We start from the raw sequence: 14,469 nt of genomic DNA, 5'->3' as shown, positions 1-14,469 counted from the left end.
TCGTTTGCTCTTGGTTTTTTATATGTTTGATAGTTTTGATTTCTTGCATTTACCCTATAACATTTAGCTGTTTTAGGGTCTATTAAAAATCTCCTTCTTTTTTTTCTCTATCTCTATAGATTTAGATATAAGTTTTACTTGGTTGGAGTAGGGTGAAAGTACAACCAATTTCATTTTTTTAGTAGGTGTTGCATTCTTATCGAGATCTTTTAGTAACGAAATCACTGCCTTGCATTCATTTTCATTTGACCATATTGGTTTATGTTCTCCTGAACGATTGCCTTTAACTTTCTGTATATCAGGCTGGTTAATCCAGATAATTGGCGGTGTGTTTTTGAGTGCAGATTCCTCTTTTAAATTTATTACTGCATCAAAATCTTCGTCAAGATATTTTCTTTCCTTATCCTTATCTGTAACTAACTTGTCTTTATAAAAAACATTGGAAATTACTTCTGCTATATATGGATGCATACGATGCTGGACTGACAACATAGACGATAGTTTATTTTTGCGTATTTTATCTTTACCAAATAATTGTTCATACCTTATATCCTCTTGTTCATCATCCAGAATAAGTGATTCAAATAGGTTTACAAATTTTGTTGCTCGTAGCCCTATTTCTTTTGCTTGGTTGCCATTAATAGAAGAAAAGTGCCCATTACGAATCAGTTCATTCTTTAATCTAAAATTGTTTATGCTATCCACTTCTTCGAAAATGTTTATTAGTTTTTTATTGTTAACTAATATATTTTTTAGTTCGATTGATCTATATGGTGGTAATTGATGATGATCGCCTATCATTAATCTACGGTAAGATAACAAAAGAGGACTAATCAGTTCTATACCCGTAACCTTTCCACTTTCCTCCATGATTGACCAATCAAACTGTGCTCTCTCTTTTATCATCCGTTCTACATAATCAGAATTTGTTGTAGCAAATATTAAACTTGCAGATTTTATCAGTTGATTAATCAGAGGATATCTTTTTACAGGAGATGCTTTAAGTAAGTTGTCAATATCATTCTTTAATTTATGATTGGGTGAATCTCTAAATAAATCACTTTCGATAAACCTCCTTAAATAGTCTAAACCTGTTTCATCTGCACTATTTAATACAACATTGTCTTCCCCCGAAACCTTGTTGCATCTAACAATAATAGGTGAATTGATATGTTCTTCTTGATTTGTAAAATCTTTGACTACTTCATGATAAAGATGTTGTACGGTTGCATGGTTCTGAGCAGTAAAAAGTATTCTACTGTTTGGTTCTTCCTTGAATATAAATTGAGAAAGTGCTTTTACTAAGTGAGTTTTACCAACCCCAGGAGGTCCTTGTACAAGATTCATTGGTAATGTTGATAATACTTTGGAAAAAACTTTTTGTTTTGATTCATCCAATGAAGCCATTATATCTTTTGCAATAATTTCTTCATTATTTACTAGAAGGTGTGATTGCGGGGAAGTAATTACATTCATTAATTCGACATGATTTTCGAGCATGTCCAAAGTATTAGCATGTCTTGTGATTTGTCGTAATGTTCCTTCAAGGGAATCAGGGACAATGAAAAACTCTTTCCATTCCGGAAGTGGTTTTTTTGATATAAAACTGTAAATATCTTGTTTGTTAGCGTCATTTTCATAGCCATAAAACTCTAAAAGAATTTCATCATCGACTTTACTGAAGTTTTTGTTATTCACAAGACTCCAGGATAGTTTGTCATTATTATCACTACTGTTTATAATTTTCTCAAGCCTTACTGAAGGCGATTCTATACCAAGTGATTTTGATAATTCCTCAGTTGCTTCATCGTGCCTTGGCACAAATTTAAAAATCCATGAGCTAACATTATCTGGTTCACTGTCTTCACTAATGTTTTCCACAGGAAAAATCTCTGCCTTAGCATATGCAATATTAGCAATATGTACGGCTGTTAATCCTTCTAATAATTTTAGATGAGCTTCATTCCTTTTGTTCTTATCTTTACCTGTTTCTGCGAATACAAGATTCCACGGCATTAAATTTAGTGAGTCATCGTTATTACTTAAGAATTTCCTAGCTTCATAGTGAGTAAAGCAAGAAATGTTATTGCTATTGATTTCAATATAATTTTCTTTATTGAAAAATTTAGCTGGCAGTTCTAAATATGCATATTTAGAATATCCTAACTCCCATGTTTTATCGTTAGTTTTGTGGTCTGGTTGGAACGGAGTGAGAACTTCGTGGGGGTTTGTTTCTAAAGTGTTTACAAATAACACAGGTGAATCAGATAGATCATTTGTTATTATTTGGTTGCTCATATTTGGTATTTATGGCTACCCCATGTATGTTTTTTGTTTTTTTATAAAATTCGGTAAGCTCATTAATTATACGATTAATAGAGTGTAAAATTTCTTTTTCACTAAGAAGTTCTTTAATAGCATTTTGCTGTATAGGTTGGATACCCAAAAGACTTCGAATTATTGTTACTTCACTTATTGTTAAATCGTGATTGGATATGAAGTGTTCTGCAGAGAAACTAAGATTTTTGATCTGACTTAAGTCTATTTTTAGAAATTTTGATATCAATATTCCAAGGTCTATCCAGTCTGTAGCGAAAGTTGATATTTTTCCTTGCTCACCTACTGGTTTTATTTTCGCAGTGGTGAGAGTTGGCATCCGTATTGACCACTCAAAACCTGTTAGCTGAAAATCATTATAATCATCATCTTCATATTTATATGTAAGAATGGAGTTTTCATCTAAATGACGATGTAATAATCCTTGTGCGTGAAGTAAACCAATAGCATTTGTAATTCTGCATATGTTTTTCCAGAATCTTATTCTAATTGTGGGATCTTTTAATCGAGTCAACCAATGGCTATTTCTTGGAAGGGATAATGTTTTTCTATTAAGCAAATAAGATTCCGGAACTCTCCCGTCAGAATTCAGAACAAGATAGAAGCCTTCATTCGTTTTTTTTGATTCAACAGGGTAGACTATATAATCCCCAACACCGGGATACCCTTTTAATCTTTGTAACTGTCGTAATTCATGTTGCCAAATACTTTCAAGGACTTGCTCGTCACTTGTAATATTTCTTGGCCAGTATTTTATAATGAAATTCTCACCATCTTTTTGGGAGAGTATCAAATTTGGAATGTTTTTGTTTTCTTCTGTTTTTAAAATATTATCTTCGACGATCTCATAATTATCTAAGATATGATTATCAGTCATATTTCAACCTTACTCCAATATGCATGTGGAAATTTTACTGGTGAGAGCTGTAGTTTTCATATGCTAACTCTTTTATGCTACCGCCCCAACATATGCAAGTATGCTGTATATTGAATTCATTGCTATCATAAATATGTAACTTTTACAATTAGTTAGTGAATGTTGTCTTACTTGGATCAAAAAATATTATTTCTCCATTTTCTATGACTATGTTTGAATGTTGATTAACTAATTGATTTTTTTGGATATTTACTGTTTTTGAGTTGATTTGTGAACTCAAACAGAGTAATAGGCTCTGATCTACAGACTCAAGGAAGTTAGCCTACAATTGCAACATAAGCTTATTTTTTGAGACCACCAACGAAATTACTGTAAGTTCATGGATATGAAGCTCGGACTGAGCATTTTTATCAATTGCAGAGAAAACTATCGTAGCTTTACTTTTTCAAGCCAGCCAAGGCTTTCTTGTTAATTCCTTGATGCTCAGGTAGTGTAAACATTGTTCCATTTCTATGGCTTATCTGGTGTTCTATGGCACCTTTGTACAACAATTCTTTTCGGAAGAGTAGATAGCTGACTTTACTTATCTTTCTCTGTATTCTTTTTACCCTCAAACAAAAAAGCCGTGAGGGATAAAAATGGTCAAATTGGGATGCCATTCCACACTCAGGGCTTCATATTAAAAATTATCATTTTCACGAAGTCGATCACAAATTAAAGTCGGTTATTCCTGTGGCTTAGAGCGGGCTTTCCTTTCTAATAATTCTCCAGTATAAGAATCAAAATACCGACTAGGCCAGATTTCTGAAGGGTGGACACCAAGATAATTAGCAATTATCCATTCACCTTTAGGCCACGGTCTGCTGAAAGCATTTGCCAGTGTTGATGAACTGAGTCCCGCTTCACGAGAAACAGCTGCTAAGGTTGTACCGCGCTTACGCAATGCAGCAATAATATCGGCTTGATGCCAGTCATTTCTAATATTGTTATTCATTCCTGTTACCCCTTCCATTAATTAATATTGATGGTGGTGATTCAGACGGGGTTCGCAGTACCGGGACACTCGTCCGGCGAGACCGAAGTCTCCCCCACCTGAACCACCATTGAAAAGGCGATAACAGGCACACTGGTAGAAACATCCTACCAGTGGAGTGTCTTTAAGGCTGCGAAACCTTACCACTAGATTTTGCTAATGGCGGAGTTACTTTAACTGATTGTTTTATCTAACTCAATAACTGGACGGCTAAGTTGAACGACTATAAACCCGTTCAACATAACGCCCACGACCATCACCATGCCCCAAATCCATTGAAACCAGTGCCCTTGCTTCCAAATGACTAAAGCCATTCTGTTGGTAAAAATTCAGCGCCTCCTGCGCCCATGCATAGCGCAAACTATGGGGCGAATGGCGGCCTGTTAAACCAATCCGTGTTGTGTGTGTCCGCCAGTAGTTCATGGCCTGCTTGAGATCTGATTTATCAATCAGCCTGCCGTCTCGTTGTTCTGCAATAGTAATGGCCTGTTCTACAGCCTCTTTCACTGCTGCAACATTCAATACACGAGTTTGTCTTGGCCTACCGCCTTTTGTACCGAAAACAACATGCAGTTTCGGCTCTGGTTGCGCTAACTGTTTGCGCCAGCTTTTCAATGATGCACTGCATTGTACCGCTTCCTGAGAACGTAACCCCAGCAATCGGGCGAGTTTCAGTGTAACGGCAAGTCCGACATCACGTTCTAGTGCTTTCTGATAAACAACCTGAAACGTGGCATCAGGGATCGCTTGTTTTGTTCCGGCGCGGCTGGTTCCGCTTAATCCCAATGTCTGATTACTCAAACGCGGCGAGGTCTCCAGTTTTTCTCGGCCTGCCATGCGAAAGATATTACGAAGCGCAGCCATTTCATTTTGCACCGTTCGTTTAGCAATCCCCTGAGACAAACGGGCATCAACATACTGTTCCACATGCTTGGCTTTCAAATGGCTGAGGCTTTTCACCTGAATATTCAGGCTCAATAACAACGCACCCAAACGATCTGCGATCCGAATGCGGTCATGGCAGGTCTTATGACTGCCACCACCCTGCCGGGCAAAAAATTTTAATTCCTTAATCAGTCGGCTCATCGGCTTCCCCTTATTGATACCTGATAACATGCGATCTCTGGCGCGCGAAAGCGTGGCAAAACAGAAAATGCCTGTCTTACCCTTGACTGATATCTGTGCGCCAGAGTGAACGCAGGTTGAGGTATTGCGGGGTATCGGTTGAGTACACTGTACTGCCGCCTATATTAACAGGTCATCCCCACTGGCTAAAAGCCAGCCTCGATATTGTCAAGTTCTCCTTTTTCAATCTATAAAATGCAGTGTCAGATTCACTGCGCGGTTAAGCAAGCCTGAGCCTGTCATGGTTTGATTTTTCTTTGGCTGCGGCGTCACTTTCAGCGGTAAACCGGCAAAAAGTGACGCCTTTAGGTTTTGTAGACAGTCAGTAAAAGTAGTGCAGCGTTGAAATGCGCACAGGTACGGCAAAACGCCGCCAGATTCCGTGTCAAATGGGAGCAACGAGTTAATGGTTTAGGTGTAAAAAGTTGTCCGTTGAATATGTCAAACAAGGATAGTGAGAAAGATGAACGGGATGTCTGGACGTGCAAAATCCATCCTGTTGTCCATTGAAGATAAAGGAATATACGATTTATGTCGGTTTGAAAAGTCAGTGCATGATCTAACGTTCAAGTCACTCATACGACAAGACAAAAACACCTTTTTGAGGTCTTTTTCAGTTTAAGAGACTTTCATCACTGGACGAGGGGTTAGGTGTCCAATGATATCTGCTTCCAAAAGTGCGCAGATGTACCGCAATGCTTGCTCTCCCTTTCAGGCTACAGGAGTTTTGGTTTCGCCACCCGAAGGCGATCCTGACAGGCGATGGATCATTTTTGTAAGAAAAGATATTAACGGTTAGTCAGAGGCGAGTCAAACGACCATTTTTTCTGTCATCCTGACTTTTGCCTGAATTCCCGTGCGGATTCCGCAAATCTCCCCATATTTGGCTAAAATCAGATAAAAATTGGATTTAATTGGTTAATTAATTTTATTGGTAAATGTGTACAATAAGCCACCTTTATAGACTGGATACCTATTTTAATTCGGCATAATACCGCGTCCTGATTGACAAAGCTTAAGTGAAATTCAATGAACAACAACAAGGAATCACTGTACCTGCGAGAACGCGCCTATCTGCGGGAACTGGCACAGCGCGTGGCGAAAGATTCACCGCATCTGGCCGATTTTCTGATTTCCTCCCATGATCCCGATATTACGCGTATTTTCGAAGCCTTTGCCCTGTTGATTGCCAGTGTACGGGATAAACTGGAGGATGAACTCCCTGAAATCACCCACGGTATTCTGTCCCGTATCTGGCCGTTAGCGTTATGTCCCATCCCACCCACCACGATACTTCAGTTTTATCCCGCCGATGGCGAACATCAGGGCAGCACGGATATTCCAGTGAACACTGCTGTTTCCGCTCACCACAACGGGCAGTTACTGACCTTTAAAACCTGCCGTCCGCTGCATATTGAACCCCTGATCGTGCAACAACGTACGGTGAAAAAAACCGGTACCCACAGTGAAATTATGCTGACTCTGTGCCAGACCGGCACGGTATCTCCAGTCTGGCAAAGTGGTGCATTAACTTTTTTCCTCGGCACTGACACCGAAAAGGCCGCCCAGCTCAGTCTGTGGCTGGATCAACATATTTGTGAGGTCAGCCTGAACACACAGGGCAAGCAGCGAAAGCTGCGCGGTTTCCCTTATGGCTGGCATGATCTGCTTGATAGTCCGGTGCTGCCTGTGCCCAAAAATACGTATTCTGGTCTGCAACCGTTGGTGGAATATTATGCCCTGTCCCCACTGTATAACTTTATCACACTGGATATCAGCAAAAGTTGTACAAAAGTACCCCTGAATGCGGATGGTACATTTGAGCTGATTTTTCGTTTCGAGGGTGAATTGCCGCTGGATAATGTCGATGAAGCATTCTTATTGGGTTGTGTACCGGCCATTCATCTGGAAAACCGCGTCAGCTTACCCATTGAGCTGGAAGCTGGCAACCACCGTTATCCTCTGCCATTGGGGGAATCTGTGAAGTTGTTCCGGCTGGGGGATATTGAGGTTGTGGAACAACCCGGTGACAGTGAGCAACGCGGGACACCGTATCACTGGCTGCCGATTGAACAGTTCACTCCGGCCGGGCGTTTTCGGGATGAAAATGAGCAACCCGACACGTTTTATTACCAGCTCCAGACCGAACCCGATTTTCTCGGCAGAATCCAGCACCGGTTGCACTTTTTTGATTTGACGGGCAAACCGGCCAACAACTTACCTGCCATTGCGATTTTGTGTTATTTCACCGGCTACCATGAACAGGCACAGGCATTGACGCAAGGTACGATTACCGTGACGCAGGAAGGCGCGCCGTCTCATCTCAGCGTCCACAATATCACGCCGGTCACGAGCGATTATCCGCCCCTGTTGCAGGAAAAGAGCGGCTGGCCGCTGCTGTCCTGCCTTTCCAGCCCGCCAATGATGCTGTTTGCCACCGACAGCCTGAAACAGTTTCTCCGGTTATTTGACCCGTATGCCGACACACATCGTCCTCTGAGCCGCCAGTTCCGCCAACACATTGACGGTATTGTGCAGGTCGAAGAGCGCCTGACCGACCGGATGCGGCTGGGGCGTTCTGTGCGCGGTCATTTACTCTCGCTGACGCTGGATCCCGACTGCTACCGTAATCCGGGGGAGATGTACCGTTTCTGCCGGTTAATCAATCAGGCGCTGGCCTGTTTTATCACCCAATCTGCGTTTGTCATGCTGGAGATTTTTACGCCGGACAGTCACAAGGCGCTGTGGCAGTTCTGGCATGTCGATGGACTACGCCCGGAAATGTAATGGATTAAGGAACACATGACAGGAACCATAAGGAAAAAATCAATATGAAAAGTGGATTACGTTTTGTCTGCACTATCGCCGGTGTGCCGGCAGACACGTTTGCTGTCGGGGAATTTTCCTTGCAAGAGGGATTATCAGAACTCTTTACCCTCAACATGACGCTGGTCAGAGCCGGTAACGCGAATCCGTTCAGACCACAGGCTGACATTGATTTGGCCTCACTGTTGATGCAGGAAGCGGTGTTGCAGGTGTTTAACGGGGACAGGCTGCAACGTAAAATCACCGGCATCATCTCCCATGCGGACTGGGCGGGCACCGATGGCAACAAAACACTCTATACTTTGACGGTGCGGCCTGCCTGCTGGCGGCTGACGCTCAATCAGGACAGTCGGATTTACCATCGGCAGAATGTCCCCGCGATTTTAAACAGCCTGCTGAAAAAACACCGGGTACAGGCCGACTCAAAACTCTACGATGCGCATCAGGACAGGGAGTACGTGACCCAGAAACGTGAATCCGATTATGCGTTTTTCAGCCGACTGGCGGCGGAAGAGGGCATCAGTTTCTGGTTTGAGGATGAAACGGCGTTTTTCAGCGACAGCCATCTGGGGATGACCGCCGGGCTGCCGTTGCAATACCAGCCACAGCCGGAAACCGCCTACGGAACCGATACGATTTATCAGGTACGGTTGGGTGTCGGTATGAGTCCGCAGCGCAGCCTGCATAAAGATTTCAACCCGGCAGAGCCGCGTTATCACCTCTCCCATATGCACAGCAGTGAAGGTTTCCGTGACTTCGGCAGCCAGACCCCCTATGCCGTGTTTGAAAGTTACGGGCGTTTTCAGAAAGATGCGGCAGCTATTCCGTTTTTAAAATACCGGCAGGAAGCACTGGACAACCAGAAACAGACGGGCAGTGGCAGCAGCAACTGCATCAAATTGATGCCGGGTAAAATCTTCGAGATAAAAAACCATCCCCATAAGCCGCTGAATGTGCGCTGGCAGGTGGTCGGCATTAGCCACCACGGACGTTGCCCGCAGGCACTGGGCGACAGTGGCGGTGAAGGCACCACGCTCTCCAATCATTTCAGTTTTATCGATGGCCTTGCCGACTGGCGTCCGCCTTTCCACTATAAACCGCTGGCAGACGGGGATGAAACTGCCATTGTGGTCGGCCCGAAAGGGGAAGAAATCTTCGTCAATAAAGACGGTGCGATTAAAGTGCATTTTCACTGGAACCGCTACGACCCACCGGATGATGGGGCATCGTGCTGGGTGCGGGTGGCGCAGGGCTGGAACGGTAACGGTTTTGGGTTTATGGCGATACCGCGGATCGGGCAGGAGGTGATTATCTCCTATCTCAATGGTGATATTGACCGCCCGATTGTCACCGGCTGTGTCTATAACGGGCTGAACCGTCCGCCACTGGATTTACCGGCGCAGAAAACCCGCACCACGTTTAAAACCAAGACCCACAAAGGCAAGGGCTTTAACGAACTGCGTTTTGAGGATGCGAAAGACAGCGAGGAAATCTATCTCCACGGCCAGAAGGATTTGACCGCGCACATTGAAAACGATGCTTACTGGCATATCAAACATGATCAGAAGAGCCGCATTGATAACAACCGTTACCACGATATCCGCGCCGATGACCATCATCAGGTGGCGGGTTCTCAAAAAATTACCACCGAAGGGGACGTGTCGCACCGGATTGCCGGCAGCCAGCATATTCAGACCGGGGATGCGACCGTCATTGACAGCGGACAGGAAATCCACCTGAAAAGTGGCGGCAAAGTGGTGCTGGAAGCCGCCGCAGAAATTACGCTGAAAGTGGGCGGCAGTTTTCTGAAAGTCACACCGGCTGGCATTTTGTCTTCAATGATTAATGTCGGGCAGGGTTCAGGCGGCAGCGGACGCGGGGTTTCACTGCAATTACCGGAAGGTGTGGCACCACTCGGACAAGTAGGACAGCTCCCGATGGCGGAAGCGCTTCCGGTCACTGAATTTCCGGTGCAACCGGCTTGTGCAGAACTGGCGCAACAGGATGCCAGTTTAGTCATTAAACCTGTTAAAGAGTAAACACAATGGAAAAAGTTACCACCATGGAGAACACAGAATCTGCAATAAGCTGGCAAGACTGGTTGAATGAACCCAATAAAGCGCCTGTCTTTTTCATTCTCAATTCGCTGGCTAAACCGAATCCGATAGAGCCATTTTACCGCCATGACTGGGTTGAGCAGGCATTTCCGCTGTATAGCGGTACCCCGATGCGCAATATGATGAAACAGAGTCCGTGGTTGGTACAACCAAAGGCTAATCAGTTAGTTCAGATAGGGGCTGTGCTGGATAACCATGCACTCAGTGACAACAGCTGGGGGTGGGCTTACCGCAGCCAGACACCGTGGCAGGAACAGCTTAACCACTGGCAGCAGCGGCAATGGGTCATGATGAATGGCGAGCCGGTATTGTTCCGCATGATGGATGCGCGGATATTGGGCGCACTGATGCCTGCCTTTACGCCCAGCGACTGGTCACTGATGCTGTCGCCTGTCACCGAACTGGTGATAGACAGGCCGCAACCGATGCAGTTTTGCCGCCCCGAAACGTGTAGCGAAGGTAACAGCGAAATCCCGTTTACATTGGGTGAGCACTTGCTGGCAGTCTGGCTACGTTCTCCCTATGGTCTGCAAGCCTTAAGTAGTTCCCTCCATAATGATTTATGGGAAAACCATGGTGCAATGGCGAAACAATGGGATCAGCCAGAAGGCAGTTTAGAACCCCGGATTGAACAGTGGTTGAGACAAAAACTGGAAGCCGGGCAACGTATTGAAAAAGTGTCCAGTCAGGATTACCTGCTGGCAATGGAACAAGAAAAATAACAGGAGCGCCTATTTATGAGTAATGCAAATTCGGTTTATTGTCCTGATTGTAAGAATATGCTGAAGAACAAGATAGAAATTCAGCTTGTCGATGAACATAATAAACCCATTTCTAATATGCCCTATATTTTAAAAAATAGTAAAATTGAGCGTAAGGGAATGACGGATGGAAACGGAATTATCCGAGAAGAAAAATTGCTTGCTTCTCCTTTACGCTTGTTTCTTAGTGGGCAAGAACTTGCAGATGAAATGGAAAAACGTCCATTGAGAATGAAGCGTAATAGTGAATACACACGTTCTACTAAAGCTATGGAGGCCATTTCACCAGTTTTTAAAGAGAGTCAGGAATCAGGCCGCAAGTATTATTACGCAAAGATTGGTGAATTGGTTGATAAAATGCCATTTATTGAAAAATGGAAAAAAGAAGACCCTTTTCCAAGCTACCATTTTCCAGATCGTGAAATTCAGGGGCTTGAAGTTCATCCATCATATACAGGTGAGTATCGTCATGTTATTGAGGTGTGTCCTTTCAGAGCATGGTCTCTGTTGCTACATCATCAAAAAGATTATTCAATAGTTAATGCTTATAACCTTTCATTGATGAGTATATTAACCTATGCTGGCGATAATGATAGCCACACAGGTTCAGTAAATCACTTTTTTAATAAACAGCTACTTGATCTATCACGCTCACCCTATCGGGTCAGTGACCAATCTTTTTCCCCTATTGTTTATGATGTCCCATTTAGTGATCGTTATACAGACATTGTATTTGTTGATTCCAAAAAGCAAGCGATACCTCATGGAGATACCCAATTTTTTTATGTGGCTAATAAGAAAGAAGTTATTGTTGGATGGCGCGGTACTGAAAGTGTTCAAGATGATATAACAGATGTGACATTTCAACCATTGGAACTAGAGTGTACTCCTAAAGGGGTATGTAGTGGTTTTATAGAAAATGGGAAGATTCATAAAGGTTTTTGGGAGGCATATCATCTTGTGGATACAATAGATGTCCCTAAACGAGATGATAAGAAAAAAGTATTTGAACATATAATAGAACTTACAGATAAAAAAAAGCTATTTGTCTGTGGTCATAGTTTAGGTGGTTCACTTGCTTTAATTCATAGCGCACAAATGAAAAAGTATAATCCCTGCCTTTATACTTATGGTATGCCACGCACACTAACCAGAAGCGCAGTTCAAGAAATATCTGAAATTACACACTATCGTCATGTTAATGAAGACGACACAGTTCCTTCTGTGCCTTTTAACAAAGATATGGACAATATTGCATTCCAAGTAGGATCTGCGCCTAATGGAGTACTGATTGAACTGTTTGATAGCCCTATTGCAGAAGAAGCATCCATATGGTATCCGAGTCCAACACTTTTTGCGGGAAGAATTATTGCAAAAGTTTTTAAATCATTTAATAGTAATGATGAGCCATTTTTACATCATGGGAAACTAGTTTATTTTTATGTTTCGTCTTTTTCAGAATCAAAAACTAAACTTTACTTGTTACCATCATTAAGTGAAAAAACCAAAAATAATGCCACAGAATTTATTACACAATATGAGCAAACAAAAGTAGCTGGATTTAAAGAAACTATAATGCAATCACTATATCCAACTAATAATGAGAATGCCACGGATAAAGGTCATTTAGGCGCTTTTGATCACGGTAGTGCTTTATATGCAGATTATATTGATCAGAGATTAAGAGAGTTATGCGCTCTTCTTCCAGATCAAAGACATCAAAGAACTAGTGAAGACTTATCATTTTTAGATACAGCACCTAGCTCTATTGGTGCAATGTTGGGAAGAGAAAAGATTAGTAAACATTATTATCTGATGGAGATCGATAACCAGTTAGCAACCACTTTGGAAGTCACTCGAAAAGACGAAATAGGTTCAGTATCATTACAACGTTATTTTGAAAAACAATAAGAATAATGAGGAATTGATAATATGACGATAAAACTTATACCATTAATATTATTACCATTAACTTTATGTTTGAGTGGATGTGATTTTTTGTCAAGCGCTATCTCAGAATCTTGGAATTCTTATAGAAATGATGCTAACCCATTTTCCCCTCCTCAAAAAAATAAATGGATCATTGTTGAGGGTATTGCTCCCCCAAATACTCAACCTAGCTTAAAAGGTGATTATATCTCAGCCAAGTGTCTTTCCGCTCATCATACTGCTGGTGGTACGCTTTATCATGAGTTTAATCATCATTGGAATGGTTTTAATATATTGGTTGATCCAAAGACAGGTTACTTCAAAGAGAAAATGCCTTTTGATGGAGGTGGATGGTGCCAATGGAAAATCAGTGCTATTTCATTATCCCTTCATTACACTGATGTTAATCATCTGAGAAAAGGTGCAATATCTTATGATGGAACAGGGATATATACCACCATAAATGATGTAGAAAAAAAACAGTCCAGTATAAAAAAAGAACTTAACATAATTGACTATAAACCTAAAATTTATCCTTTCTTAAGAAAACATTACGCCAATACTGATAAAATCGGGTTATACGGTGAGAGCGGTGGAATGACTACTTTTAGATTAAATTTAACAGAAGATAACGAGTGGAAAATAATCTATAAACCTATTTTAGATGAAACAAAGATGCCTAAGATTATTATCCCAGCTGGCAATGAACCATCCAGAGTTGAATACCCTGATGGAAAGGTGGATTTAGACAGAGATTCTATTGATTATTGGAAAATAAATAACACATCACAATGGGAATAGGCAGAGATTTAAAATGGCAAAAAAACCTTTATTTTATTAAACGATACTACCGATCACGGTGGAAAAGTGATTACCGCTATCTGTGGCTATACTTATAAAGGCATTCCGGTTGCTGGGGAAACGGATTTAGTTGAATGCTCTAAATGTGAAGGAGTTTTTCCCATTGTTGAAGGCAGTGAAAATCTAAAGAGTCATGGAAAAGCGATTGCCGTGGAGGGGTATGCACATCGCTTGTGGTGCTAGATTGATTGCCAGCCAGAAAGAGTTTCTCGCCTGACAAACCACACTGACGCGCTACGCTTGTCATCTCCGAGCTACCGGGCTAATACATTAACCCAGTAGCTCGGAGAGCTGAAAAAAACATAACCGTCACTATCGATTATTTTTATATAACTGCACAGTTTTTCACGGGATAACGGGGTAAATGACCTATTTATTATATATTTCATTACGTTACTTTATCCCATGTTATCCCAGCCTATCCCGTAACATCATGTCACTAATTTAAATTATTTAAAATTCAATAAATTACAACCTACCAGAGAAAAATCTTTTTCGGGATAACTTCCACTGTCACAATATCTCTTTATTTGTAATCACATAATATTACGGGATAGCGCGGGATAATACGGGATAAGTAAAATATCTATAACTAACTGATAT

Annotated in this window: 10 protein-coding genes; 6 read left to right on the top strand and 4 right to left on the bottom strand. The window is 41.9% G+C overall.

The window, feature by feature from the left end:
• Window positions 1-72 precede the first annotated feature (72 nt).
• The 4 genes from AAC852_RS06300 to AAC852_RS06285 all read right to left on the bottom strand — a co-directional run bounded on the left by AAC852_RS06300 (window position 73) and on the right by AAC852_RS06285 (window position 5,333).
• Window positions 73-2,298, bottom strand: coding sequence for an AAA domain-containing protein (locus AAC852_RS06300; RefSeq protein ID WP_340620295.1), 2,226 nt, complete (start codon window positions 2,296-2,298; stop codon window positions 73-75).
• On the bottom strand, window positions 2,273-3,214 hold the full coding sequence (locus tag AAC852_RS06295; RefSeq protein WP_340620294.1) for a hypothetical protein: 942 nt from the start codon (window positions 3,212-3,214) through the stop codon (window positions 2,273-2,275). Before AAC852_RS06295 ends, AAC852_RS06300 begins: the two co-directional genes overlap by 26 nt.
• 724 nt (window positions 3,215-3,938) lie before the next feature.
• Window positions 3,939-4,208, bottom strand: coding sequence for a helix-turn-helix domain-containing protein (locus AAC852_RS06290; RefSeq protein WP_340620293.1), 270 nt, complete (start codon window positions 4,206-4,208; stop codon window positions 3,939-3,941).
• A gap of 249 nt (window positions 4,209-4,457) precedes the next feature.
• Window positions 4,458-5,333 carry an integrase domain-containing protein gene (locus AAC852_RS06285; RefSeq protein WP_340620292.1) on the bottom strand — a complete coding sequence of 292 codons (876 nt, stop codon included), beginning with the start codon at window positions 5,331-5,333 and terminating at the stop codon, window positions 4,458-4,460.
• Between the two features lie 1,068 nt (window positions 5,334-6,401).
• Between AAC852_RS06285 and AAC852_RS06280 the strand changes: the two genes are divergently transcribed.
• The 6 genes from AAC852_RS06280 to AAC852_RS06255 all read left to right on the top strand — a co-directional run bounded on the left by AAC852_RS06280 (window position 6,402) and on the right by AAC852_RS06255 (window position 14,049).
• Window positions 6,402-8,159, top strand: coding sequence for a type VI secretion system baseplate subunit TssF (locus AAC852_RS06280; protein WP_340620291.1), 1,758 nt, complete (start codon window positions 6,402-6,404; stop codon window positions 8,157-8,159).
• A gap of 44 nt (window positions 8,160-8,203) precedes the next feature.
• A complete protein-coding gene (locus AAC852_RS06275) occupies window positions 8,204-10,237 on the top strand; it encodes a type VI secretion system Vgr family protein (protein WP_340620290.1) in 2,034 nt (677 codons plus the stop codon).
• A gap of 5 nt (window positions 10,238-10,242) precedes the next feature.
• Window positions 10,243-11,037 carry a DUF4123 domain-containing protein gene (locus tag AAC852_RS06270; protein ID WP_340620289.1) on the top strand — a complete coding sequence of 265 codons (795 nt, stop codon included), beginning with the start codon at window positions 10,243-10,245 and terminating at the stop codon, window positions 11,035-11,037.
• Window positions 11,038-11,052: 15 nt separating this feature from the next.
• Window positions 11,053-12,987 (top strand): lipase family protein, encoded by a 1,935-nt coding sequence (locus AAC852_RS06265; protein WP_340620288.1) that lies wholly within the window; start codon window positions 11,053-11,055, stop codon window positions 12,985-12,987.
• A 21-nt stretch (window positions 12,988-13,008) separates the two neighbouring features.
• Entirely contained in the window at window positions 13,009-13,806 is a 798-nt protein-coding gene (locus AAC852_RS06260; RefSeq protein ID WP_340620287.1) for a hypothetical protein, read from the top strand.
• Between the two features lie 66 nt (window positions 13,807-13,872).
• Entirely contained in the window at window positions 13,873-14,049 is a 177-nt protein-coding gene (locus AAC852_RS06255; protein WP_422824259.1) for a PAAR domain-containing protein, read from the top strand.
• Window positions 14,050-14,469: the final 420 nt, after the last annotated feature.

Source organism: Xenorhabdus siamensis, from assembly GCF_037996745.1.
Classification (GTDB): Bacteria; Pseudomonadota; Gammaproteobacteria; order Enterobacterales; family Enterobacteriaceae; genus Xenorhabdus; species Xenorhabdus indica.
Note: the sequence above shows the minus strand (reverse complement) of the source record. Positions and strands in the feature narration are given on the sequence as shown.